General features: G+C 33.2%; 22 protein-coding genes and 1 other annotated feature. Of the genes, 4 read left to right on the top strand and 18 right to left on the bottom strand.

Features of this window, described 5'->3' with window-relative positions:
• Positions 1-8: 8 nt before the first annotated feature.
• From efp to AC38BG_RS04695, 6 genes are all read right to left on the bottom strand, one after another.
• A complete protein-coding gene (efp, locus tag AC38BG_RS04720) occupies positions 9-572 on the bottom strand; it encodes an elongation factor P (RefSeq protein WP_489937841.1) in 564 nt (187 codons plus the stop codon).
• Between the two features lie 74 nt (positions 573-646).
• Positions 647-1,753, bottom strand: coding sequence for an aminopeptidase P family protein (locus tag AC38BG_RS04715; RefSeq protein WP_489936713.1), 1,107 nt, complete (start codon positions 1,751-1,753; stop codon positions 647-649).
• 59 nt (positions 1,754-1,812) lie between these two features.
• Positions 1,813-2,103 carry a 50S ribosomal protein L27 gene (gene rpmA, locus AC38BG_RS04710; protein ID WP_489937840.1) on the bottom strand — a complete coding sequence of 97 codons (291 nt, stop codon included), beginning with the start codon at positions 2,101-2,103 and terminating at the stop codon, positions 1,813-1,815.
• Between the two features lie 18 nt (positions 2,104-2,121).
• Positions 2,122-2,433, bottom strand: coding sequence for a 50S ribosomal protein L21 (gene rplU, locus AC38BG_RS04705; RefSeq protein WP_489936712.1), 312 nt, complete (start codon positions 2,431-2,433; stop codon positions 2,122-2,124).
• Between the two features lie 14 nt (positions 2,434-2,447).
• Positions 2,448-2,524: a sequence feature (ribosomal protein L21 leader region), on the bottom strand.
• A 76-nt stretch (positions 2,525-2,600) separates the two neighbouring features.
• Positions 2,601-4,406 carry a glycerophosphoryl diester phosphodiesterase membrane domain-containing protein gene (locus AC38BG_RS04700; protein ID WP_489936711.1) on the bottom strand — a complete coding sequence of 602 codons (1,806 nt, stop codon included), beginning with the start codon at positions 4,404-4,406 and terminating at the stop codon, positions 2,601-2,603.
• Between the two features lie 123 nt (positions 4,407-4,529).
• Positions 4,530-9,404: a TIM-barrel domain-containing protein gene (locus tag AC38BG_RS04695; protein WP_489936710.1), complete on the bottom strand. Its 4,875-nt coding sequence runs from the start codon at positions 9,402-9,404 to the stop codon at positions 4,530-4,532.
• Between the two features lie 311 nt (positions 9,405-9,715).
• Here AC38BG_RS04695 and AC38BG_RS04690 point away from each other — a divergent pair, with 311 nt between their 5' ends.
• The 3 genes from AC38BG_RS04690 to AC38BG_RS04680 are packed head-to-tail and all read left to right on the top strand — an operon-like array spanning position 9,716 to position 12,768.
• The gene (locus AC38BG_RS04690) at positions 9,716-10,072 is read left to right on the top strand and encodes an arsenate reductase family protein (RefSeq protein WP_489936709.1); all 357 of its coding nucleotides are present in this window, start codon (positions 9,716-9,718) and stop codon (positions 10,070-10,072) included.
• 18 nt (positions 10,073-10,090) lie between these two features.
• Positions 10,091-12,475 carry a Xaa-Pro dipeptidyl-peptidase gene (locus AC38BG_RS04685; protein WP_489936708.1) on the top strand — a complete coding sequence of 795 codons (2,385 nt, stop codon included), beginning with the start codon at positions 10,091-10,093 and terminating at the stop codon, positions 12,473-12,475.
• An 8-nt stretch (positions 12,476-12,483) separates the two neighbouring features.
• Positions 12,484-12,768 carry a hypothetical protein gene (locus tag AC38BG_RS04680; RefSeq protein ID WP_489936707.1) on the top strand — a complete coding sequence of 95 codons (285 nt, stop codon included), beginning with the start codon at positions 12,484-12,486 and terminating at the stop codon, positions 12,766-12,768.
• Here the strand turns inward: AC38BG_RS04680 and galU are convergent, their stop codons facing one another.
• From galU to map, 3 genes are all read right to left on the bottom strand, one after another.
• Positions 12,769-13,677, bottom strand: coding sequence for a UTP--glucose-1-phosphate uridylyltransferase GalU (gene galU, locus AC38BG_RS04675; RefSeq protein ID WP_489936706.1), 909 nt, complete (start codon positions 13,675-13,677; stop codon positions 12,769-12,771).
• Between the two features lie 75 nt (positions 13,678-13,752).
• Entirely contained in the window at positions 13,753-14,676 is a 924-nt protein-coding gene (locus tag AC38BG_RS04670; RefSeq protein ID WP_489936705.1) for a YihY/virulence factor BrkB family protein, read from the bottom strand.
• 11 nt (positions 14,677-14,687) lie between these two features.
• Positions 14,688-15,518 carry a type I methionyl aminopeptidase gene (gene map / locus AC38BG_RS04665; RefSeq protein ID WP_489936704.1) on the bottom strand — a complete coding sequence of 277 codons (831 nt, stop codon included), beginning with the start codon at positions 15,516-15,518 and terminating at the stop codon, positions 14,688-14,690.
• Positions 15,519-15,666: 148 nt separating this feature from the next.
• On the opposite strand from map, the gene AC38BG_RS04660 reads away from it, so the two are divergent.
• Positions 15,667-16,113, top strand: coding sequence for a flavodoxin domain-containing protein (locus tag AC38BG_RS04660; RefSeq protein ID WP_489936703.1), 447 nt, complete (start codon positions 15,667-15,669; stop codon positions 16,111-16,113).
• Between the two features lie 49 nt (positions 16,114-16,162).
• Here AC38BG_RS04660 and AC38BG_RS04655 read toward each other — a convergent pair whose 3' ends face one another.
• The 9 genes from AC38BG_RS04655 to AC38BG_RS04615 form a co-directional block, all read right to left on the bottom strand.
• Positions 16,163-16,684 carry a hypothetical protein gene (locus AC38BG_RS04655; RefSeq protein WP_489936702.1) on the bottom strand — a complete coding sequence of 174 codons (522 nt, stop codon included), beginning with the start codon at positions 16,682-16,684 and terminating at the stop codon, positions 16,163-16,165.
• 40 nt (positions 16,685-16,724) lie between these two features.
• Positions 16,725-17,864, bottom strand: a complete 1,140-nt coding sequence (gene wecB / locus AC38BG_RS04650; protein WP_489936701.1) for a non-hydrolyzing UDP-N-acetylglucosamine 2-epimerase — start codon at positions 17,862-17,864, stop codon at positions 16,725-16,727.
• A gap of 359 nt (positions 17,865-18,223) precedes the next feature.
• Positions 18,224-20,602, bottom strand: coding sequence for a phosphoketolase family protein (locus AC38BG_RS04645; RefSeq protein ID WP_489936700.1), 2,379 nt, complete (start codon positions 20,600-20,602; stop codon positions 18,224-18,226).
• Positions 20,603-20,737: 135 nt separating this feature from the next.
• Entirely contained in the window at positions 20,738-21,460 is a 723-nt protein-coding gene (locus tag AC38BG_RS04640; RefSeq protein WP_489936699.1) for a GntR family transcriptional regulator, read from the bottom strand.
• A 4-nt stretch (positions 21,461-21,464) separates the two neighbouring features.
• Entirely contained in the window at positions 21,465-22,397 is a 933-nt protein-coding gene (locus AC38BG_RS04635) for a nucleoside hydrolase (protein WP_489936698.1), read from the bottom strand.
• Positions 22,398-22,522: 125 nt separating this feature from the next.
• The gene (gene rpiA, locus AC38BG_RS04630) at positions 22,523-23,221 is read right to left on the bottom strand and encodes a ribose-5-phosphate isomerase RpiA (protein WP_489936697.1); all 699 of its coding nucleotides are present in this window, start codon (positions 23,219-23,221) and stop codon (positions 22,523-22,525) included.
• Positions 23,214-24,146, bottom strand: coding sequence for a ribokinase (rbsK, locus tag AC38BG_RS04625; protein ID WP_489936696.1), 933 nt, complete (start codon positions 24,144-24,146; stop codon positions 23,214-23,216). Before rbsK ends, rpiA begins: the two co-directional genes overlap by 8 nt.
• 118 nt (positions 24,147-24,264) lie before the next feature.
• Positions 24,265-24,732, bottom strand: coding sequence for a Dps family protein (locus AC38BG_RS04620; RefSeq protein ID WP_489936695.1), 468 nt, complete (start codon positions 24,730-24,732; stop codon positions 24,265-24,267).
• 221 nt (positions 24,733-24,953) lie between these two features.
• Positions 24,954-25,754, bottom strand: a complete 801-nt coding sequence (locus AC38BG_RS04615; RefSeq protein ID WP_489936694.1) for a DUF4931 domain-containing protein — start codon at positions 25,752-25,754, stop codon at positions 24,954-24,956.
• Positions 25,755-25,898: the final 144 nt, after the last annotated feature.

Here is a 25,898-nt window from a genome sequence, read left to right as displayed (position 1 = left end):
CCTCTTAATTATTTATTTGCACGAGATACATAAGTCCCATCACTGGTATTAATAGTTAATTCATCACCTGCATTAATAAAAAATGGAACATTCACTACTAAGCCAGTTTCCATTGTTGCAGGCTTTCCACCACCAGATGAAGTATCGCCACGGATACCAGGCTCTGTTTCAGCAACTTTCAAATCAACTGTATTAGGTAAATCAATCCCTAAAGTCTCATTTCCATGCATAATAATGTTAACCATCATGTTTTCTTTTAAGAATTTTGCTTCTTGTTCAATTTGCTTTGCAGGAAGTTCAAGTTGTTCATAAGTATTTGTATCCATAAATACATAATTTGAACCATCAAAATATAAATATTGCATCTTTTTATTTTGAATATCCGCAGTACTTACTTTTTCTGTTGAACGAAAAGTATAATCCTGAACTGCACCAGTTCGTAAACTCTTTAATTTTGAACGAACAAAAGCACTACCTTTTCCAGGTTTTACGTGTTGGAATTCAACAATACGCCACAAATCGTTATTATATTCGATTGTTAGCCCATTTCTGAATTCATTTACTGAAATCATTGGCATAGATTTCTACCTCATTTCTACTTATTTATCTTACCAATTAAACTATAATATTTCCATCATTACTAACATTATAAATGAAGTAATTTGTCTTTTGGGAGAGTTGACATGACTTTAGGATTGTCACCAGAAATTAAAATATCATCTTCGATTCGCACGCCACCTTTATCAGGTAGATATATTCCAGGCTCAACTGTTATTACCATATTATTAATTAATTTTTGTTTTTTAAAAGGCATTTGAGGCATACATAATTCATGGACTTGCAGTCCAACTCCATGTCCAATGCCATGTCCAAAATATTCACCATAGCCTTGTGATGAAATATAACTTCTAGCTGCAAAGTCAACATCTGCACCAAACTTACCTTCAATAGCTTCTTCAATTCCTAATTTTTGAGCATTTAAAACAATTCGGTAGATCTTTTCAAGTTCTGGATCAATTTTTCCAACTGCTACAGTTCTCGTAATATCTGCTGCATAGCCATGATAAAATGCACCAAAATCAATAACGACTAAATCGCCATCTGCAATTTTTTTATCACTTGCAACACCATGTGCCCATGCAGAACGCACACCTGAGGCAACAATCGTATCAAATGATGGGCCTTCACCACCATTGATTTTGAATAAATAATCAAGTTTAGCACTAATATTTTTTTCAATAGCACCTGGTTTTATATCAGGTAAGATAGCTTTAAAACTTTCCATAGAAATATCAACTGCTTTTTGCATTGTTGCAAGCTCCAGTTGATCTTTAACATTTCTAGCTTTTTCAACTAATTGACTGACTAATAAAAAATCAATATTCGGATTCATTGCTCGCAATTCATCAAATTGAACAGCTGAAATATCTTCCCCTTCAACCAGAACTTTTTTAAAGTTGTTTTTATGTAAAACATTGCTTATTTCTATAATAGAATCTTGATGTTTCATAATGGTGGTAATATCACCTGGAACTTGTGACTTTATCTGACTTGCAAATCTTGAATCAGATAATAAAATACGATCACCATTTTGGGATAAAACTACTTCTGCTTCTTCACCTGTAAAATTAGTCAAATAGCGATAATTTTGTTGATTAAAAATGATCAAAGCATCAGCTTGTTTTGCTTTGATTTCATCAGTAACTTTACTAATTCGATGATTAATTATTGATAATAGTTCTTGGCTTTGCATAGCGAGTCTCCTAAAGAGAAAAAAAGACTGAAGATCAAAAATCTTCAGTCGCAAAAGAATTATTTTGCTTCTTCAACTGGGTAAACTGAAACTTGTTTTCTAAATTTACCAAGGCGTTCAAATTTAACAACACCATTTACTTTTGCAAATAAAGTGTCGTCACCACCAATACCCACATTCATTCCTGGGTGGATCTTAGTACCGCGTTGACGGTAGATAATTGATCCTGCATGAACTGCTTGACCATCAGCACGCTTTGCGCCTAAACGACGACCAGCTGAGTTACGACCATTGGCAGTTGAACCACCACCTTTGTGGTGGGCAAATAATTTCATTCCTGTTAAGTTCATCATGTTATTCACCTCTTATTAAGCTTCAATGCTTTCAATAGTTACCTTAGTATAAGGTTGACGATGGCCGTATTTTGAATGAGAATGCTTTTTAGGCTTGTATTTGAAAGTTACAACTTTCTTTTCTTTGCCTTGCTTTTCTACTTTAGCGGTCACTTTGGCACCTTTAACTAATGGAGCACCAACTTTAATATCTTTACCATCTGATACAAGTACAACTTCATCAAATGTTACTGAATCGCCAGCTTTGACATCAAGTTTTTCAACAAAAACACTGTCGCCTTTAGCAACTTTGTATTGCTTACCACCGGTTTTAATTACTGCGTACATTTGTACACCTCCGAAAAAATACTTAGACTCGCCAAATATGGTGTCCTTTTTAAGGAACTTATTACCAATATTTGTGCGGTTGCAGATGTGAGGCTTCACAAATACAACTTCTTTATTTTACCGCGCCTTTTTTGATTTATCAATATCTTTGCACATTTTAATCTTGATTAATTCTCTTCTAAATTGGCAATTTGATCTAAGATAATTTGAAAATCACTTCTTTTTGACATCATTTTTTGTCTTGAATTCAACAATTTCACTTTATCAGTAATAATTCCATCAATATCAGTATTCAAATATTTATCCATCCCTTCTTGACTATCAACTGTCCACACAATTGCTTTTTTATGCGCTTCATGAATTTGTTCAATATGCTCACTGCTTGCTTCGCGCTCTTCCATGATTAAATAATCTCCAACTAAATTACTTGGTTTACCAATTGCAAAGAAATATAAATAACCAGTTTTAATCTTGGGATAAGTTTTATGGACGTATTTAATCAAATCATATTTCAAAGATATCAAAACTACACTTTTTTCCATATGGTGTTGTTTTACCATTTTTACAACATCATCAACCATTTTTTTGTCCGCACTAGTGCCTTTTAATTCAATAAATAATCCAATTCTATGATCTGCTGTATCTAGCATTTGATCTAGTGTAGAAACTGGCTGTTTATTATTTGGATGAATAGAATCTTGAACTTTTAATTGTTTAATTTGGTTTAAAGTTAAATCTTGTGGCCTATTGGAATTACCAGTTAGTCTTTTGAAATTATCATCATGGTTAATTATATATTGGTTATCTTTAGTTCTTTGAACATCTATTTCACCATAGTTAGCATGATTTTTAATGGCTTGTTTTAACCCTTGAGTTGTATTTTCTGCTCCTAACTCTCCTCCTGCACGGTGTGCAATCACTAAGACTCTTTTATCTCTAATTGCTTGTGGATGAAAATCCGCAGCATAACCAATAGCAGACAAGAAATTAAATGGAATAATTATTCCTAAAAATGCAACTGCACCAAGTGTTGTTAAAATTTTATTGCGCTTTAATTTAGGTATATTACTTTTAATCAACGCAACTTGTTTATCAATAATGTGATCGCTATGGTCTTGAGTTGCATATATGTAAAACACTTTAGTCAAGCGATCTATTAATAGAGGCATTTCAATTGATATAGCATAAGTTATTAATTCAACCAAAGTAAAATATGACATGAATAAAGCTACATGATATTGGAACTTATTGGCAATAAATAATTGTGGAACTATGCTAGCGATAACGGTTAATAATGCGATGATTGCTAGTAAGCTTAATCCAAATTTCAGCGTTCCAATTACTGATCGCTTCAAAAAATTCCATTTGCGTTTTTTAGTTGTTGCAAAAGACGCTTTTAGTGCATTTTTGACAGACATATTTTCTAATAATACAAAATGAAAAGTAAAAATTGCTCGATAGCTGAAATATATTAAAATTAACAAAACTAGTGAATATAACGCCGAATATAACGGTGTTGAATAAATCACTGAAGTTATGAAATTAGGGATTTGAAAACTCTTCATTGGAGAAATTGTTAACCCCATCCCGATAATTGGAAAAATCAATGAAACATAAATCATCACTAAAAATCCACTAGGTGTAAAGAAATTTTTAATAGATTTCAATGCAATCCAAACTAGTGACCTTGCCTTCATTGAATAATCATTATTTTGCACTAATGCACTCATGATAATAAATGCATTAATATCAGTTGCAATTAATAACGACATTAATAATAAAGTTAGAATTAGCATTCCTATCCCATTGACACTGAATAAAAATGATAAATAGTTTCCACTTGAAATCACTGATTGACCACTATTTTTTAGCAATATGTTGATTAACCAACCATATATTGGAAAGATTATTATTGCAATTGTTGTTTTAGTTAATAGTTGATATTTTGTATACAACCAAATTTTATTAATCATTAACACATTCTCCAAACTTGTTTTCTTTATCTTGAAATATAACAGGATGTTTGGCAAAAAATATGCTTAAAAAAATAAGAGCTGATAATTGATATCAACCCTTATTTTGATTAATTAAACTTATTAAAGATTAAAATCTGTATATTTAGCAGGAACCCATTGACTTTCAGTTCCTAATCTGATCATCTTAACTCCATTAATAATTTTAACTGCAAATACTTTCCAATTACTATTTGTCTTCAAGTATTGACCAGTAAGCTTACCATTTGAATCCCATAGTGCCACTTTCCAGTTTGGATTATGGTTGATTACAGGCATATGTACAGTGCCTGAAACCTTAGTTTCTTCACCTGCACTGACAAATGACTTAGCAAATTGTGCTGGAATCCATTGATCTTGAGTACCCAATCTGTAGAATGTGACTCCCATAATGGTCTTTTTAGCTAATACTTTCCAATTAGTACCAGTACTAATGTATTTGCCTGTAGTCTTGCCATTAGCATCACGCAAAGCAACTTTCCAGTTCTTGTCATTGTTAATTACAGGAACATAAACTGTACCATCTAATGATTTTTCATCACCCTTATTTTCTGATGGTTTATTATCTGGGATTGTTGGTTTGTTAATATCAGGATTTTGTGAAGGTGTAGACGGAGTAGTTGGTGTTGTATTACCAGTATCTCCTGTATTTCCAGTGTTACCAGAATTGTCTTCACCTGGTGTTGGTGAAGTAGTTCCATCTCCAACAGGCAAAGTCAATTGTGCAGAAGTTGTTGGAACATATTCAGTAGTCCATTGATTTACAAACTCTGGATCATACAATCTAAATTGCAAATCTTTACCATTCAAAGGCTTTTTAGCAACTAATCTAATTGTAGCCAAATCTTCATTGCCAGTTAATCTTGGCTTTTCACCTTCATTTGCAAAAATCACATATAGATCTTGTGATCCATTACTGTGAGTTCTTGCCTTCGAGAAGTTAATCATACCAGACGTAGCTTTGGTAGAGGTGATTTCTTTAACATCTACTTCTTTTGAGTTAAACGGAATTCTCATTGATAATGAGTTTACATTAGCTAAATCTTTACCAGATACAGTTAACTTAATAGTATCGCCAACTTTGTATGAAGCTTTATCAGCGGTCAAAGTCAATGATCCTTGTGGAGCTTTTGTATCATAACTTGAAATATATGGTGCTTGTAAACTAGTTACAAAGTTAATATCAAAGGCATCAATTGTACCATTTTCATTCAAGTCAGCTTTTTCAACATAACCACCAAAGTCACTATCAATTCCAGCAGTTAATCCAGCATAGTTTTTCAATGATTCAATATCATTTTCATCAACTTTACCATCATTTGAGATATCTCCAGCCATGTTTTGTTTAGAGCCTGGGGTTTGGAAGAACATCATTTCATTTCCTGAAACAAAACCGCCATAGCCAGCTCCTTTAGGAATCACAATATCTACAAATTGTGCTTTAGTGCCAGGATTAAATTGAATAGTTTGTTGATTAGTTGAAGTTGAACCCCATGAACCATGGCCACTATCTTTCCAATGTAATCCATCAAGTGAAGTCCTCAATGTAATGTTACTTACAATACCATTAATACCTCCATCGTTTCTTGGAATATATAAGAAATGATCTAGATTGGTGATCTTGCCTAAGTCAACTCTAATAGTCATCGGAGTTGCAGTATGGTATGCCCAATTGCTGTGTGCTTGAGTATTAGGGTCTAAATCAAACATATTTGCTAGCGGCGTACCTTGTTGCCAATATTGGGCTGGCTTCAGATTAGAAGGAAAACCACTCTGAACAACTTCTTCACTGTATGGTTTCACAGCATTTAAGAATGGATTCTTAGTTGTCTTAAATGTTTGCAACTTGCTCCAATCAGAAACCTTATCGCCAATTACAGTTTGAACTTGGAATTTATGACTAGAGTCTGCAAGCAAATTCTTCAAAGTAAAGCTTGGATTTGTAACAGCAGTGTACAAAACTCCATCTGCTTTAACATTATATGAAGTAGCTTTATCTACTGCATCCCAAGTGATAGGAATTTGAGTATCCGTAGTTTTCACTGTGTCTTGTTTGACATTAGCTGGCACTGCAACATCTTTACTTGGAGTTTTTGTATGTGATGGATTTGCACTTTCGCTAACTCCATTAACATCTAATTCAATCGCATTATTTGTTACATCATTTGCTGCTAATTTTACACGTAAGAATTTTTGGTTAACTTCAGTTCCACCTAGATCATCTGCACCTAAGTATGAATCAGTGTTGTAACTTGTATCATAGTAATACTTATTAGAGCCATTTTGGAAATCTGCTAATGAACTTGCTTTAGTTAAAGTAACATCTTGTCCATTAACTTTAGCAACAACACTAGTTGGTTCTGAATCTGACTTAATATCAAATTCAGTAGTTCTATTAGTTACCATATTAGTGTATGATCCAGTCATCTTGCCAACAGTAACTTTTAGAGTTTGACCATCTAATTGACTAGTGATTGGAGTTGTTGAAAATTGACCCTCCTTGTATTTTTGAGAAATGCCATCATCTTCATACATAGTAAAGCTTGATGATCCACCAGGGAAAATTTCAAATTCACGATCTGCCTTATTCCATTGATTTGGTGTGTTATGTGCAGCAGTCTTAGGAATAATTGCACCCTTTTTAACAAATACAGGTAACTTCCAAATAGGTGCAGCAAAATTATTAATAACTTGTCCACCTTGATATTCTTTACCAGTAAAGTAATCTACCCAAGTTTGATTTGGATCAGGTAAGTAAATACCATTTCTAATATCATTACCTTCTGCATCCATTGCAGTATCTTGATAAATAGGTGCGATCAAGAAGTTGTCACCCCATAAATATTCATACTTAGTCAAATCAGTATAGGTTTCTGGGATATTTGGATAATCTAATAGCAATGCACGAACCATAGGCTTTGCATCAGTTGCAGCTTCATGATCCATCGTGTAGTTATAAGGCATTAACATTGTCTTCAACTTCAAATATGCACGGTTAATTTCTTCAGTTTTACCACCAAACACATAAGGATTCTTAGGGTTTTGTCCCCAACCATCCATGTTTAATTGAATAGGAGTAAACGCCTTCCATTGGTAATCACGGGTGTTAATAATTGGGTTTTGACCTCCAAAAATACCATCCATGTCAGAACCAACATAAGGTTGACCTGATAATCCTTCACCAATGTATGTTGGGATGTGGAATCTGATATATTCCCATTGACCACCTGTTTGATCTCCATCCCAAATTCCTGCATATCTTTGAGTACCTGCCCAACCATCTAGAGTAATAATGAATGGACGAAGTAAGTCACCTTTAATGCTTTCCAGCATATCAGTAGCTTTTTGCAAACCATCTAATCCAAATGAATAACCATTACCAACCCAAGCAACATCAGTCTTTAATGCTACAACTCCAGCTTCAACTTCTTTTGCAAAGTCGCGGTCATCTGGCTTTGGATTATTAGGATCAACTGGAGCTAAATTTTGTTGAGTCCATAAACCGACTTGGACACCTTTAGAGTTAGCATATTGAATAAATTCTGCCAAGTTTTGCAAATTGCCTTCTAGAGTATTAGTTTGACCATAGCCTGCACCATAACCATCATTTGGCAAGAACCAACCAATTGGCATATCTTGTTTTAAGTAGCTATCAATTACAGCTCTTGCACTAAATTGATAATTATTATTTTCACCATTTAATGATTCTTTGACTCCAGTTTTGCCATCTGGCACATGTCCTGGCTGATATTCCAAGTAATATTTACCATCACTTAATTTAATAGCACCCGAGGTTGTTGGCGTTACTTCTACCCAGAAATCACGGTTATATGCATTCAAATGCGCTTCATAAAAGCCATATGCAGGCATCATTGCCGGCATACCAGTTAATTCTTGGTAATCTTTGATTATGTCATATGCACTATCACCAAAGAAATAAATTGCATCGAATCTATTTTCATTATGAGTTGTCGCAATTTCTCCATCATGACTTGAATCAAAGTCATATAATCCACGCATAAAGGTATCACGAATTACACCATATGCTTGACCGCCATTTGAGTTAACTGACCAATAAAATGGATTAGGTGAAGCAACGTCGCCACTTTGCCAGCTATTAACATTTTCAATTTTGACTTGTTGATCTTTTAAGACAAACTTACCATTTTGAGTACCACCACCATAGTAGTTAATATTGTCAGCATCTTTAATATATTGAGTGCTGCCAGTATCAGTTACTGAAATTGGCTTAGCTTCTTCAAAGACAGTTTGACCGCCTTTATCAACTTTCATAGTACCTAAATCTTTATTGAACAAAATATCTATGATACTTGTATTAATATCCCAGCCTTGGTCATTTTTAGTTAATTTTGATGCATTAAAGCTAGTTAAATCAAGATCATTAATATCTTGGACAAACATCTTAGCATTTAATCCAGGGGCTGATTGTTCAGGTGAACCATATTTTTTAGTTGGATCAATATAGTATCTAAATGTGGTATCATTTAGCAAATATAATCTTGCCTGTTGACCAGAAGCATAATCTACTTCGTAATATTTGTCTTTTTTGGAAACATCATTGATTACACCTTGAATGGTTGGATCACTTTTTGAAGGTGTATTTCCAGTAGCGTTGTTTTGTGCTGAAGTAGATGCATTTGTCTTTGAAGAAGATACATTATTAGTTGTTTGTTGTGATTCATTATTTGCAGGTGTTGTATTTACCATACCAGTTGCAGTTTTATTAGCCCTATTTTGATTAGTATTTGCATTATTATTTTGCGTTTGTGCAGCTGTTGTATTATTTTGTGATACAGCAGGAGAATTATTTACAACTTCTGCATTTACTTTAGTACTATGTCCTCCAGCTAGTATTAAGAACGATAAAAATGCAGTACTATAAAAAACTCCCTTTTTGAAATTTCGGTTGTTAAAATGATTGTTGTTTGAACTATTCATCGTTATTTATTCCCTTATTTTCCCATACTCTGTTATGAATTCTAAACATTACTTCGGTTATAACCACCGCTAATTGTAAACGGTTACTTTTATAAAAGCAATGTTCAAATCTTTATATAACTGTTTTTGTGACTGCTGGTTGGTACCACATTACTTGCTACAATTGGTTTTATACAGATAACTATTTAATAAAAAAATATTTTTTATTTTAATAAAATTAATAGCTGGTTCGTACCAATTTTATAGTAGACTTATGTTTCCGCTTACCATACAATTAAAGAAAATAGATGATTTTCTAGGAGGGATTTTTTATGATTAAGTTTTATGGGTATAATCGCTGTTCAACTTCTCAAAAGGCAAAAAAGTATCTTGATAATCATGATATATCATATGAATATCAAGATTTAATTGAACAGCCTCCAACAAAAAAACAATGGTTGCAATGGTTTAAAACGCATCCCGATCGTCCTTTGCGATCATATTTCAACACCAGTGGCATCCATTATCGCAAGCTGCATCTAAAAGATCAGATGGATTCAATGAGTGCGCAAAAGGCTGCTGAATTATTATCTACAGATGGTAAATTAATCAAACGACCCCTAGTTGTGTCTGGCAATAAATTGACTAGCGGATTTAAACAAGATGTATATGACAATACTTGGCTTTAAAAAAATGGAGAAAATATTATGAGATATAATCAATATGCCTATCAACAAGAAAGTTTTGACAATAAAGTAAAAGAATTGCAGAGTATCAACTTCTTACCTCAAAACTATCAGGCTTTATCTTTTAGCAATTTACTAACTTTTTTTATGAAAACTGCATTAGTTGAAGCTAAAACTGACGATGCTAAAACTAGTAAGCTAAAAGAATTTGCGGTAAGCGACAAGCAAACTTTAGCTGATTTTCTAAAGACTAACCCAACTCAAATTACTACAAATGAATTTTATAATGTAGCTTTGCAATTGCTCGGCTATCATGTCAATTATGACTATTCATTGCGTGAACCTGTTGCCATGATGAAGCGCAACAATTTACCATCTGTTGAACATGACATCAATAGCATGATGGATTTAATTAATGCATTTTATTTATTATTAAATACTCGCGCTAAAAATGGTCAAACCTTAATTGACAACTTAGCTGGACTAGGCTATTTCATTCAATTCTGGGGAGAAAATCAATTCAAATTCTTCAATGGTAAAAGTCTACCTGTTTTTAACACAAGTCAAGTTATTCGCGAAGTAGTCTATGTTGAAAGTGATCTAGATACTGATCAAGATGGCAAGAGCGATTTAATGCAAGTCACTATTTTTAGACCTAAAGAATCAGATTATGGTCTAAAAGTGCCTGCATTATATACTGCTGATCCATATTTTGGTGGAATTATAAATAATGAATCAACCAACCATTCAGTTGATGTAAACTTAACTGATGCAACTAGCTGGACTGATCCAAAATACGTCCCATCATCTAAAATTAATGCACAAAAGCCAACAGATCAAAATGAAAAATCAACTGAAAATGCAGTACACAAAGCAGCTTATACTTTGAATGAGTATTTACTTGCTAGAGGGTTTGCTAATGTTTATGCAGGTGCAATTGGAACTCGCAAAAGTGATGGGTTGAGAATCACTGGGTCACCAGAAGAAACAATTGCTGCTAAAGAAGTGATTGAATGGTTAACTGGTGATCGAATTGCTTATACTGATCGCACTCGTCAAACTCAGACTAAAGCATATTGGTGCAACCAAAATATCGGAATGACTGGAAGATCATATTTAGGCACTCTGCAAATTGCAATTGCCACAACTGGTGTTAAGGGATTAAAGACAGTAGTGTCAGAAGCTGCAATTTCATCTTGGTATGATTATTATCGCGAACATGGATTAGTTATTGCTCCTGAAGCTTGCCAAGGTGAAGATTTAGATAAATTAGCTGAGACTTGCCAATCTAATTTATGGGATGCGGGCGATTATTTAAAGATCAAGCCTGTTTTTGATAAAATGCAAGAAACTTTGCTCAATAAATCAGATCGATTAACTGGACAATATAGCAACTTCTGGGATGCAAGAAATTACCGTCATCATACTGATAATATTAAATGCTCATTTATTTCAGTTCATGGATTAAATGATTGGAATGTTAAGCCAAAAAATGTCTACAAGTTGTGGCAAAAGATTTCTAAATTACCAATTGAATCTCATCTATTTTTGCACCAAGGACCTCACTACAACATGAACAACTTGGTCTCAATTGACTTTACTGACTTAATGAATCTATGGTTTTGTCATGAATTACTTAACTTGAAAAATAATGCATACAATCAGTGGCCAACTGTAATGGTACAAGATAACTTGCATGCTGATATTTGGCATGAAGAAATTGACTGGAGTAATGATTTAGGCAGAAAGACTATTTATTACCCTACTAAAAAACATTCATTAACATTAGAGCGTCCAGATGAAAAGGAAGTTAGCTTTGAAGATGTTGGTGGTACCAAGTTCAAAAAAGAAAAGATCTCTGAAGCAGACTGGCAATATAAATTTATTATTGGGAAGAAAAAATGGGCTAAAAACAGCTTAAGATTTGAAACCGATGCCTTTGCTCACCCTATTACAATTATTGGCCGTCCTGAAATCAAAGTAAGAGTTAGTGGGTCTTTAGCTAAAGGGCAATTATCTGTTGCTTTAGTCGAAATTGGTGATCGTAAAAGATTAACTCCTACTCCAAAATTTTTGATGAGAAATGGACAAGAGTTAGGTTATCGTTTTGGTACTGATACGTTGCAAGAATTTGTTCCAGATAAAATGACCGAAGGAAAATTAATTACTAAAGCTCATATGAACTTGCAAAATTATGCTGACATGAAAAAGCCAGCAAAAATTAAAGAAGATCAATTTGTTGATCTAAAATTTAAACTGCAACCAACTTATTATCAAGTTCCTGCTGGATCAAAATTAGTTTTGATCATTTATTCAACGGATATGGGAATGACTAAACGACCATTAGAATCTGAAACTTATACAATTGATCTTGGAAAAACCAACATTAGTTTTAATAAAAGGTAATTCAAATTATGCAACTAGTTGATTTTTTACAATTAATTTCTGATTTAGATCAGAATACTAAATTCTATTTTCAAATCAATCAAAAAAACATGCCTTTAAGTAAGATAACTCTTACTAGCAAAGCATGTTTTTTGCTGCCTGGTGATAATGCGATCACCCAGCATAAATTGATTAAATTGTTAAACAATATCCATCCCAAAAATTTGCCAATTTATTATCAAAAAGATAAAAGTCTATTGCCTTTTTATGGGGTACAGATATCTCTAATAAATCATACTGCAACTTTGATGTGATTATTTTTTAGCAGGTTTGTCTTTATCTTCTTTTTGCAATTCTTTACCTAAATTGATAATAAATTTGCGCAATTCAGCTTTAGTTTCTGGATGCTCTAAGCCATAGCTAATTGAAGTTTCCAAATAACCTTCTTTATTTCCAACATCATGTCTTTGACCAGTAAATACATGGGCAAAGACTCTTTGAGTTTTGTTCATGGTGTTAATTGCATCAGTTAATTGGATTTCACCACCAGCACCTGGTTTTTGATTTTCTAAGATATCAAAAATTTCAGGAGTTAACAAATAACGACCAATAATCGCCATATTACTTGGAGCTTTATCCACATCAGGTTTTTCTACAAATGACTTAACATTGTATAAACCTGGCATAATTTCAGTAGCTGGATCGATAATACCATATTTAGATACTTCATCATGTGGCACTCTTTTGACAGCAATTGTTGAAGCATGAGTTTTATCATAGCGATCAATCAATTGCTTGGTCAAGGGAACTTTATCCATCATTAAGTCATCACCTAATAACACTACAAATGGTTCACCTGCAACAAAGCTACGTGCACGGTAAATTGCATCCCCTAGTCCATTTGGGTAAGGTTGTCTTGTATAATATAAGTTAATTCCCAAGTGAGTGATACTTTGAGTTAATTCAAGCAATTGTTGCTTATGCTTTTCTTCAAGGTCGGCTTCTAGTTCTGGATTTGAATCAAAATGATCTTCAATGGCTCTCTTTGATTTACCAGTAACAATTAAAATGTCCTCAATACCAGATGCCTTTGCTTCTTCAACGATAAATTGAATAGTTGGTTTATCAACAATTGGCAACATTTCTTTAGGCATTGCCTTAGTAGCTGGCAAAAATCTTGTTCCTAATCCAGCAGCAGGAATTACGGCTTTTCTAACTTTCATATAATTACACTTACACTTTCTTTTATAATATTCTTATAAACAAATTCATTATCATAATAGCAGAATTAACCGCTTTCATCTAGTCCCATTATGTTTGTTTTTATCAAAAAAATGTTCCAAGCGACCCCGAGAATAATAATTCATACCATATTTTATTTTATCTAATGCAGCATTAATACAAGTTCCAAACAATAACAATAAAGAACCAATATTCAACCAAAGCATAAAGATGATGAACGTTCCAATAATACCATAATTTTCCCAACGTAAGTTGAATTTTTGTAAATACAGACTAAATACATATGACAAAAAGATCCAACTAATAACAGTTGTTAACACACCAGGAACAATCGTTCTTTTTTTGCGAACTAAATTAGGTAACACATTATTCAAGTACAAAACAACAACAAACATCATCGAAATAATTACTGGCCATCGATAGTTAAAAATTTTTCTAATTGGCGCAATTGAGAAGTTAAAAATTGGCGCTAAAAATTCTAAAATTTGTTGTCCAAAAATAAAGGCAAAAATAATTACCGCAAATAAAACCATCATCACAGATGACATCACGATAATTAAGACTCTGTTAACTAATACATAGCCAAATGACATCTCCATCTCTGATTGATGAACACCATATATACGATTCATGCCAATTCTAATCGCATTAATTAGTCCAGATACTGACCATGCTGCAATAATTAACCCAAAAGAAATATACCCATTAGAGTGTTTTTTCAATAAAGAATCAACAATTGGCATCACAAAATTTGAGATGCGATCAGGTAAAATCAAAGATAAATATTGTGCAATTGGAGCAGTATTGATATGAAACAATGGCAAAATATTTCCAATAATAATGATCAAAGGAAACAAGCTAAACAATGCGTAATATGCGATTATTATAGAACTTTGAGTAATTTCTCCTCGTCCCATACATTGAGATAAGGTTTGGAAAAATTTGCCAGTTTGTTTTTTAAATTGTGATAAATTTGCCACAAGTATACCTATTACATTTCATCAAAATGAGGGATAAATTCTTCCAATCCATCATAAGGTTTTTGCAAAGTTAAGATCTTCGGACCATCTTCAGTGATTGCAAAAGTATGTTCAAATTGAGCTGCTTTTGAACCATCGATTGTAGAATAATATACCCAATCTGAATCAGGATAATTAGGATCTTTAACAACATTTTGCTTAATCTCCCAATGCCCGCCTTCTTCAACCATTGGTTCACAAGTAATTGTCATACCCGGCTTTAGGCGCAAACCATGTCCTGCTCTGCCGTAATGTGGAACTTCTGGGTCTTCATGAATTGATGGTTGAATACCGTGACCTACTAATTCGCGAACATCCCCATAATGGTTTTCATCTTCAACATAATGTTGAATAACAGCACCAATATCACCAATTCTATGACCCACTGTTGCTTGTTTAATTCCCATGTACATAGCGTTTTTAGTTACATCGATTAATTTTTGATCAGCTGTAGAGATTTTGCCCACTGGATAAGTAGTACATGAATCAGATTCATAACCATTCAAATTAACAGTTACATCAACTGAAACAATGTCTCCTTCTTTTAAAATCAAGTTTTTGCGAGGAATCGCATGGGCAATTTCATCATTTACACATACACAAGTGCCATATTTATATCCTTCAAATCCTTGTTCTGATAATCGACCACCACGACTTTTGACAAACTTTTGAGCAAATACTTCAATCTCCCAAGTCGATATTCCTGGCTTAATAACATCACGTAATCCTTCAAACATTTGAGCTAATAAATGCCCTGATGCTTGCATACCTTGTAATTCACGAAGTGATTTAATTGTAATCAATATTTATTACCTCTTTTAAAAAAATCATACTGTTTTATTATATGCCTTTCATAAGGTTTACTAAAGCAAACTTTATGTTTTAACAACGCATATTACAATTATGTATAATTAATGTGTAATTCGCAAATTTTTAAGTGAGGAAATTATTATGAAAGCAAAAATTGTTTATGCTAGCATGACTGGCAATGATGAAGATATAGCTGAAATTTTAGAAGATGATCTAGTCAATGCAGGCTTTGAAGTAGATAATAGTGATGTGAATTTTGCTGACGCAACCGAGTATTTAGACTATGACTTATGTATTTTTATCACTTATACATACGGCGAAGGTGTGATGACTGATGAGATTGCTGATTTTTATGAGCAATTAAAAGATGTTGACTTAACTGGCAAAAAATTCGTAGTGATGGGTTCAGGTGATAAAACTTATGGTGAACATTATTGTGAAAATGTTTTTGACTTTGAAAAAATGTTTATTAAATGTGGCGCAACAGAAATCACAAAGCCAGTAACCATTGAAAATTCACCAGATGATGATGCAATTGTCCAAATAGACGCAGCAGCAGATGAAATCTCTGACCAAATGCTTAACTAAATAATTACAAAGCAAAAACTGTAGCACTTTTTGTCATGCTACAGTTTTTTTATTTTCTAATTTTTCTAAAGTATTGATATAAAAATAATATCCCTGCTAAGGTCAATGCTAAGCCTAATCCTGTATAAAAAATTGCAATAAACATATCAGGAACTAAACCAGATAATCTAAGCCAAATTCCTCCGCCCATCATAATTGCCATGATGATATAAGATTTTCCATCAAAGAAATCCCAAATTGGTCTGAAAGCCTGTTTATATTGTTCAATTCTCAAGACATGTCTTTGACTAATTTTTAAAAACATTGCCCCAAATGCAATAAACACAACTGTTGACAAAACTCCTTGCCACCATTGAAATGGAGCAATTTCTTTATATGCAATTAATCCTAATCTTACAACATTAAATCCTGCAATAAACCAAACTATTCCTGCAATAATTAATAAGTTTAATTTTTTAACTTCAAATATTCTTTCTTTTTGCATAATATTATTCCCTATATAACTCCTTAGTGACATCTTGTCATCATTATATAGTGACACTATGTCACTGGTCAAAATATTTGATTGCAAAAAAATAGCCTCTCTTATTTGAGAAGCTAAATAATTTAGTTTAATTAAAGTCGACAGGTCGTTTGGTTTTTTTATTAAAGTAATAATAAATTGCATCCATAATTCTATCTGATGCATGACCATCACCATATGGGTTTTTAGCGTTAGCCATTTCCTCATATGCTGCAGAATCTTCAAGTAATTTAAGCATTTGAGTGCGCACTTCATCAACTTGAGTGCCAACTAATTTTAACGTTCCTGCCTTGACTCCTTCTGGTCGTTCAGTTGTATCTCGCAATACAAGAACTGGTTTTCCAAGAGATGGAGCTTCTTCTTGCACTCCACCAGAATCAGTCATAATAAAGAAGCTACGTTTTGCCAAGTTATGAAAATCAACCACATCTAGTGGTTTAATCAAATGAATTCTAGGATCGCCTCCCAAAACCTCATTTGCAACTTCTTGAACTTTAGGTGACAAATGCACAGGATAAATAATTTCAACATCTGATTGTGAATCAACCACTTGTTTCATCACTTTGAAAACTCTGCGCATAGGTTCACCTTGGTTTTCTCTACGGTGCATAGTAACCAATACTACTCGATTTCCTAGCTTAATTTCATCTAAGACATCATGATGATAATCTTTTTGGACAGTTTGCTGCAATGCATCAATTGCAGTATTACCTGTCACAAAAATATTTTCTGGATTATGGTTTTCTTTGATTAAATTAGCCTTACTTAATTCAGTTGGAGCAAAATACAAGTCACTCAATACATCAGTTAACTGGCGATTCATTTCTTCTGGGAATGGTGAATATTTATTCCAAGTTCTAAGTCCAGCTTCAACGTGTCCCAGAGTAGTTTGTTCATAAAATGTAGCTAAACTGGCTGCAAATGAAGTTGTAGTATCACCATGAACTAAAACAATATCTGGTTTTTCATCTTTAATAACTTTTGCTAAATCAACCATTACTTTAGTTGTAATATCTTCTAGAGTTTGGTTTTTGTGCATAATATTAAAATCATAATCAGGCTTTATCTTAAATATTTCAAGTACTTGATCTAGCATTTCACGGTGTTGAGCAGTAACTACTGTCACTTCCTCAAATCTTGGATCAGCTTTTAATTTAAGAACGAGGGGTGCCATTTTTATTGCTTCTGGACGTGTTCCAAAAACTGTCATTACTTTTATTTTTTTCATAATAACCTCCGCATAGTTTCTATAATACCGCAGTTGCTAGTAGTTTGGTATCTTTTGTTTAATTAACTTTATTTTTTCTTATTTAATCAGTATTTATGCTAAAATTTCAAATTGAAAGTAGGTATTTTTGCTATGACAATTAATCTTTGGACATTTCTTATTTTAGCTTTGTTAATAACTATTAGTGCTTTTTGTATTGTTTTCAGTTTTGATAAACCAAAAAGAAAACGGACTAAAATAATTTTATTAATAATTGGATTAATAGGATTTGGTTCTAGTCTTTGCACTTTTTGTTTAATGTTAAAATATCCATTTAACTAAAAAAGAAGCTTTTCAGCCCCTCTTATATGTCTAATTATTTATTTTAAACCTGACCATTTCCAATTTGTAACTTCTGGCATGTCTTTACCATTATCACGAATATATTGATGGTGTTTTTCAATCATATCATCCATTTTGCTAATGAATGATTCATTTTTTGCAGCTAATTCTGGAATACTCAATACAGCATCTTTTGCTAAATGATATCTGTCTAATTCATTTAACACTCTCATATCAAATGGAGTTGTGATATCACCATTTTCTTCATAACCATGAATAAGAACATTTTTATTATGACGATGGAACCAGATAGATTCCATCATGGTCTTATATCCATGCCATACAAATAATACAGGCTTATCTTTAGTAAACAATTGATCAAATTCTGCATCACTTAAAGCATCTGGATTAGTTCTTGGATCCATTAATTTCATCACTTCAACAACATTTATGTAGCGAATCTTCAACTCTGGGAATTGTTTATGCAAAATATCAATTGCAGCTAAACTCTCAATTGTAGGCTCTGTTGCAGTAGAAGCAACTACTAAATCAGGCTCTTGACCTTGATCAGTTGAAGCCCAATCAATGTAACCTAATCCTTTGTCTGCTAACTTTTGTGCTTCTTTGATCGAGAACCATTGAGGACGAGGTTGTTTTGAAGTAACTAATAAATTAATCTTGCCTCTTGTTTGTAAAGCCTTAGCACTAACTGCTAATAATGAGTTAGTATCTGCAGGTAAATATTCAGCAATTAAATCTGGACGATGTTTTTCAAATAAATGGGTTAACATGCCAGGATCTTGATGAGTATATCCATTGTGATCTTGCTGGAACACTGTAGAAGTATTAACAATATTCAATGATGGATAATCATGGCGCCAATATTGCTCTTTTGCTTTTCTAAGCCATTTCATGTGCTGAGTTAACATTGAATCAACTACACGGCCAAATGCTTCATATGTTGCGAAGAATCCATGTCTACCAGTTAATACATATCCTTCAAGGAAACCTTCATCTTGGTGTTCTGATAATTGAGAGTCAATTAAACGACCTTGTGGAGCTAAATCTTCATCATTTGGAGTATGAATTGGATCAAGCCATTGACGCTTTTTATCATCTAAGATTGTAAATAAACGATTTGATTTAGTTTCATCAGGACCAAAACCACGAAAGTTATTAGGATTCAAAGTTGAAATTTCATCAAGATATTTTGACCATTCTGCCATATCTTGTTTTTCAACAGAACCGGGTTGATCAAACTTGATTGCCCACTTACGATAATCTGGTAAGTTCAAGCGTTTTGGATTTATTCCTCCATTAGTAATTGGATTCATTGCCATTCTTTGATCACCATGAACTGCATTTTGCAAAACAATATCTTTAATGGTGCCATCTTCGTTGAATAATTCTTGCGGTTTATAACTCTCCATCCAGTCAATTAACATATCCTTGTGAACCATGTCTTCTTGGCTTACAGGAATTGGTATTTGATGGGCTCTAAATGAGTTTTCAATTGGATTGCCTTCCAGGTCTTTTTTAGGCCCTGTCCATCCTTTTGGTGCACGCAATAATACAACTGGCCAGTGAGGCAAAGTTTGATCATTATTTTCACGAGCGTTTTTTTGGATAGCTTTAATATTTTTAATAACTTTATCAAGAGTTGTTGCCATCTCTTCATGGGCTTGCATATGTGATTTATCATAAACATTGACAAAGTATGGTTTCCAACCTAAACCTTCAAAATACTTAGTTAACTCTTCATCACTCATTCTAGCCAGTAATGTTGGATTAGAGATCTTGTACCCGTTGATTTGAACAATTGGTAAAACTGCCCCATCTTTAATTGGATTAATAAATTTATCTGAAAACCATGATGCAGCGAGCGGTCCAGTTTCTGATTCTCCATCACCAATTTCAACTGCAGCAATTACATCGGGATTATCTAAAATTGCACCTGTACCATGTGATAATGAATATCCTAATTCCCCACCTTCATGGATTGATCCTGGGGTTTCAGGGGCAGCATGTGAAGCTACACCACCTGGAAATGAAAATTGTTTGAATAATTTAGCCATTCCCTTTTTATCTTGAGTAATCTGTGGATAGCGTTCAGTATATGAGCCATCCAAATAGGCATTTGAGACCATTACTTGGCCGCCGTGACCAGATCCTTCAATATAAAACATATTTAAGTTATATTTTTTAATTACACGATTTAAATGAGCATAAATAAAGTTCTGAGGAGCAATTGTACCCCAGTGACCAATAGGTTTTGGCTTTACATCAGATGCAACTAATTCTTTTTGTAATAAAGGATTATGCATCAAAAATAATTGACCAACTGATAAGTAGTTTGCAGCACGCCACCATGCGTCAACACTAGTTAAATATTCTTTAGAATCGTAATCAACTGCCATTGTTTTTTCTCCTTATTAATAACAATTAATTTTCTTTATCCATATAATACAATCATTTATTAAAAAGTTCAACCTTTAAATAAATTGGATCCTACCAATTTTATAAATAAAAATAAAATCGCCTGTATAGACGACTTAATTCAAATCTACAAAACTATTATAGCGCATATATTTATAATGAATTCTCATATTAGATACTTCAAATGGAGTCCCATCATCTAAAAAAAAGATCCCTTCCATCACACCAACTGGCTGCACTGGAGTTAATTTCAACTGTGTTTGATCTTCTTTATTTGACGGTTCAACAGTAATATTCAAAAATGCTCTAGTAACAGTTTTATTAGCTGTATCTTCTAAAAAATTATACAGTGATCCTTGCAAGATTTCAGGTCCTAATTCAGGGACAATTTTTATTGGAATATATCCTGTTTCAATGATAATTGGCTGATTATCTAATAAACGCAATCTTTTGAATTCATACACAAAATCATCTTGTTTGATAAATAAATCTTGAGCCAGGCTTTTGCTTGCTTTAATTACATGGAAGTCTAGCAATTTAATCCCTTGGGTTTTCCCAGGTGCCAAAAAAGAATCTGTTAACCCCAAATTAGATCCTTCATACCTAAATAATGATTGATTTTTTAAATATAATGGGTTAATAAAAGTGCCACTACCACGCTTTTTAAAAATTATTCCTTGTGCCGCAAGCAGACCTAACGCTCTTTTCATTGATGATCTGCTAACTTGATAATGCGCTGCCAAACTACGCTCATCAGGCAACTTCATTTCAGGATATTTTTTATTTAAAATGTTGTGTTTGATATCACGCATTACTGAGCGATATACAAAATCAGTCATATTATTAGTTTTCCTTTATATTAATTTGCTTGATTGCATTAATAAACCAATCCACAAATTCTTTATTATCAATTTTGACACCAATTTCTGCATTTGCAGGCTCGCCAAAAAAGTTATCAAAATCCATCACTGAAGCACCATAAGTATATGGACTTTTAGTATCTACTGCCACATAAGCGTTTTTGAAAGTGAACATATCAGGCTTAATCAAAATTGCAGTTGCTAATGCATCATAGATTTCATGGTCTAAACTACCATTGCCTTCATGTAAGTTAGACAAAATACTATAAAACATATTGCCCACTTCGTTAATTGCTCTGATCTTTTTCATAACTTCTGGGGTAATACGTGCTTGATGCCCTAATTCTAAGGGAGCTACTTTGATATCTAAATCGCTATCAAAAACAATTTTGGCAGCTTCTGGATCACCTGATACATTATATTCATCATAAGGTCCATAATTGCCGCGACCAATTGCACCACCCATAATTACTAACTCTTTTACTTTCTTCAGATCATCTGGATACTGGCGGAAATACATCGCAAAGTCAGTTGCAGGGCCTATCTGCATTAGGGTAACTTTTTGATCAGAATTTGATACTACATTATGAATTGCATCTGCAGCTATTCCTTTAATTAATAAATCTGTATTTGGTGCAGGAAAATCATACCCATCCATCCCCGATTTTCCATGAACATCTGAAGCATCAATTGGCTTTTTTAATAAAGGCAATCTTGCTCCGGAGACTACAGGGACTTTAGTTTTTAAAAATGCTTCTAATCTTAATGCGTTGTTTAAAGTCTTATCTAAACTAACATTACCCCACGTTGCTGCAATTAACTTTACATCATATTTTTTTGAAAACAAAGCCAAAGTAATTGCTACTGCATCATCAATTCCAGGGTCAGTACTAATAATCAAAGGTGTCTTAGACATATTTTTCTCCTCAACTTTAATATCATTTAAAAGGCCACAATCCTAATAATGTCAAAATCCAATAAAAGCCAAAACCAGCCAATAATCCAAATAATGCAGTGAATAATTTATTATTTTTCTTCATATTATTTGCGAGTGCGATCCTCTATTGTACCATCTTGTTTTGCAATTAATACTTCATCACAAATATCCAAAAATAGTCCGTGTTCCACAACGCCAACCATATGATCGAGATAGTCTGCTAAGCCATGAGGGACTGGAATTGGATCAATATTCAAATCTAAGATGTAATTACCATAGTGTGTTACATAGCGTAAACCATTATCTGCAATTCTGAATTTAGGGTTTAACCCTTCTTTTTCAAGTTTTACTTTAACTTGTTCACATGATACAGGAAGTACTTCGACAGGTAAAACAAAACCGCTCAAATGATCTACAACTTTACTTTGGTCTACAATCCAAACGTTACGTTTTGAATTGACTGCAACATTTTTTTCTAAGGTTAATGCGCCACCTCCACCTTTAATTCCATCTAAATTACTATCAACGCGGTCTGCCCCATCAACAGTTAAATCTAATTGGTCAACTTCTGATAAAACTTCGACTTGAAAACCATATTGTTCTAATCGTTTTTGACTGCGATTTGATGTAGTTACTATGCTATTTAAACTCAATGGAGTTTCCTCATTACGCTTAGCTAACGCATCAATAAAAAACATAACAGTAGATCCAGTTCCAACTCCTAAATTGATCCCAGGGTTTACCATTTTGGCAGCTTGTACAGCAGCTTGCTTTTTTAATAAATCTTGTTCATTTTTATCCATTGTTTTGTTCCTCCATTAATTCTTCGACTTCATTTTTTGTTGGAATTGAAGGCTGTGCACCTAGCCTTTGGACTGCAATTGAAGAAGCCATACTTGCATAGATTGCAGCTTGTTTTAAATTAGAAAAATCATGGTCTAACTTACTTGCCAAAAAACCAATAAATGTATCCCCAGCACCAGTTGTATCAGTTGTATCAACTTTAAATGCAGGAATCAACTCTTCTATATTAGGCGCTGAAATATATGCGCCTTTATCACCATAAGTAATCACTACATACTTAATTCCTAATTGATGTAGTTTTTTAGCATTAATAGCTAGTGCATTTTCATCTGTAACTTCTATTCCTGTAATTATGGCACTTTCAGTTTCATTTGGAATAATTAGATCAGTTAAATCAAGTAACTCCTGTGGAATTTCTTTAATTGCAGGAGCTGGATTCAAAATTGTTATTTTGTTAGCATTTTTTGCAACTTTAAAAGCTTCTAGTGTCACATCTAGTGGCGTTTCGAATTGAGCAACTACAATATCACTATCTTTAATAATGTCACTTGCTGCATCAATATCTTCTACACTCAATTCAAAATTAGCACCATGGTCAATGATAATATCATTTTGCCCAGCTTGATTTAAGGTTATATAAGCATGACCTGTGCTAACTCCATGAGTTGTTTGTACATAAGTTGTATCTACACCATAAGTTTTAAGTTGAGTTAGTGTGAATCTTCCTGCATTATCTTCACCAACTCGGTTAATAAAATATGCTTGAGCTCCACTTTTTGCAATGGCAATTGCTTGATTTGCACCTTTGCCACCGCCAGCCTCTGAGATCTCAATTGCATTTATTGTTTCTCCAGGTTTTGGGAACTCTTTTACTTGCAGTGTTGTATCAACATTGCTACTTCCCACAACTACAATTTTTTGCATAATAGTTAATTTTTCCTTTCGTACAATTGTTACTTTAATTATAACCATGATTGTGTGAAAAGAATAACTTTTACAGAAAAAAAGAGACACTAATGTGTCTCAAAAAATATATTTTTAACTAAGCATCAATATCTGGAGCCTTGCCAAGTTCAGCTTGCATCATCCAGATTCTCTTTTCTAATGCTGTCTTATTTGCAATAAACATATCATTAGTAGAATCATCGCCTTCTGCAGCACTAGCATCGATACCTTCTTGGTATAAACCTTCTAGATAACGATAACCTTCGACAATTCTAGCAAATCTAGTTGGTGTTGAATCTGTCCAATTAGCTTTTTGAGCAGGGATCTTAGAATGATCAACCATCTCTTTTAAAGTTGAGTATGGAGAGCCATCTAAAGTTACCAAACGCTCTGCTACTAAATCTAATTGATCATTTAATTCATCCATCACATCATCAAGATATGGGTGTAATTTCAAAAATTCAGGTCCACGCATGTACCAATGTTGTTGGTGAACAACCATTGCTAATTGACTTAAATCTGCAACTGCTTGATTCAAAATTTCCTTTGTTTTAGGATACTTCATAAAACTTTACCTCCTATAATCACTTATTATTTTACCGCTTTCATTATAACGTAATTTTAACAGGTAAACACCATTTATGCTTGTTATTTATAAGTTATTATTTATAAAAGACTAGTCCAATTGCTAAAAAGATTAAGCATATACTAAATTGAATCAATATTAATTTTCAGACATCTACACTATAAATTTTATCTAATTTAGGGATATTTGTGAAATTATGATCAATCGTCAACAAATGAAAATCCTGTCATAAAACCACGCAGACGACTTGCCTCCCATAATAAAGTTTGCTCATCATCTACTTGCGATAATTTATAACCAACAAAATATGGTGAAGCATAAAAGCGGGGGATTATCTTGCAACAAGTTCCTATTCCATTATTTACTGGATAGAAAAATAAGTTATAAGAATCTACCCCATGTGACAAAACCGAGCGAACATATTGAGTACCACGCTGAATTAAATCTGCCCAAGTATTTAAATCTTTATTTTCCCAAGTAATTATATTAACTTCTTGATACCCATGGACTGGATGGTCAGATAAATTAACTTCTACATCATTGATTTTCCCTACTAAATAACCTGTAAAATTATTTGTTTGAATATATTTATATCCATCATTTTTATACAGCCCAACTAGTTGCATATGGGGATGTTGGAGTGAACCATCTGATTTTGGACCAAAATTTTTATACCATAAAACACTTTTATATTTATTTGAGTCAATCATACTATGAAAACATCCAAGTGCGAATTGCATTAATTCACGATTATCTTCTTTTGTATATGTTGAAATATCTCCTTTATGATCACTAGACTCAATTAAAATTGTCTGCATCGTATCTAATAGCGTAGGATAGCGATTTTTAAGCCAGATTTTATCTCCATCTTGTTCATAGATGTCGATTAAATGCTTTACATCGCAAAATGGACAAGGTCTCTTTTGATTAACACCAAAATCATAGTCATAAGGCTTTTGATGGCCGATAGCATATTGATAAACTAATGGATCATTATTCATATATTTTTCTCCTATATTTATTTTACAAAGTTCTTATAACACATACTTTAATTTTAAGATGCTGTTAGTTTCTATGTCAATATCGAACAATTTTATTTTTTTGATGATTATAGTTAACAAATATGCTACAATCTAACCAGTGTG

The sequence above is a fragment of the Lactobacillus sp. M44 genome (assembly GCF_058130005.1).
The sequence above is the reverse complement of the archived record's forward strand: the minus strand, read 5'-3'. Positions and strand labels throughout refer to the sequence as shown.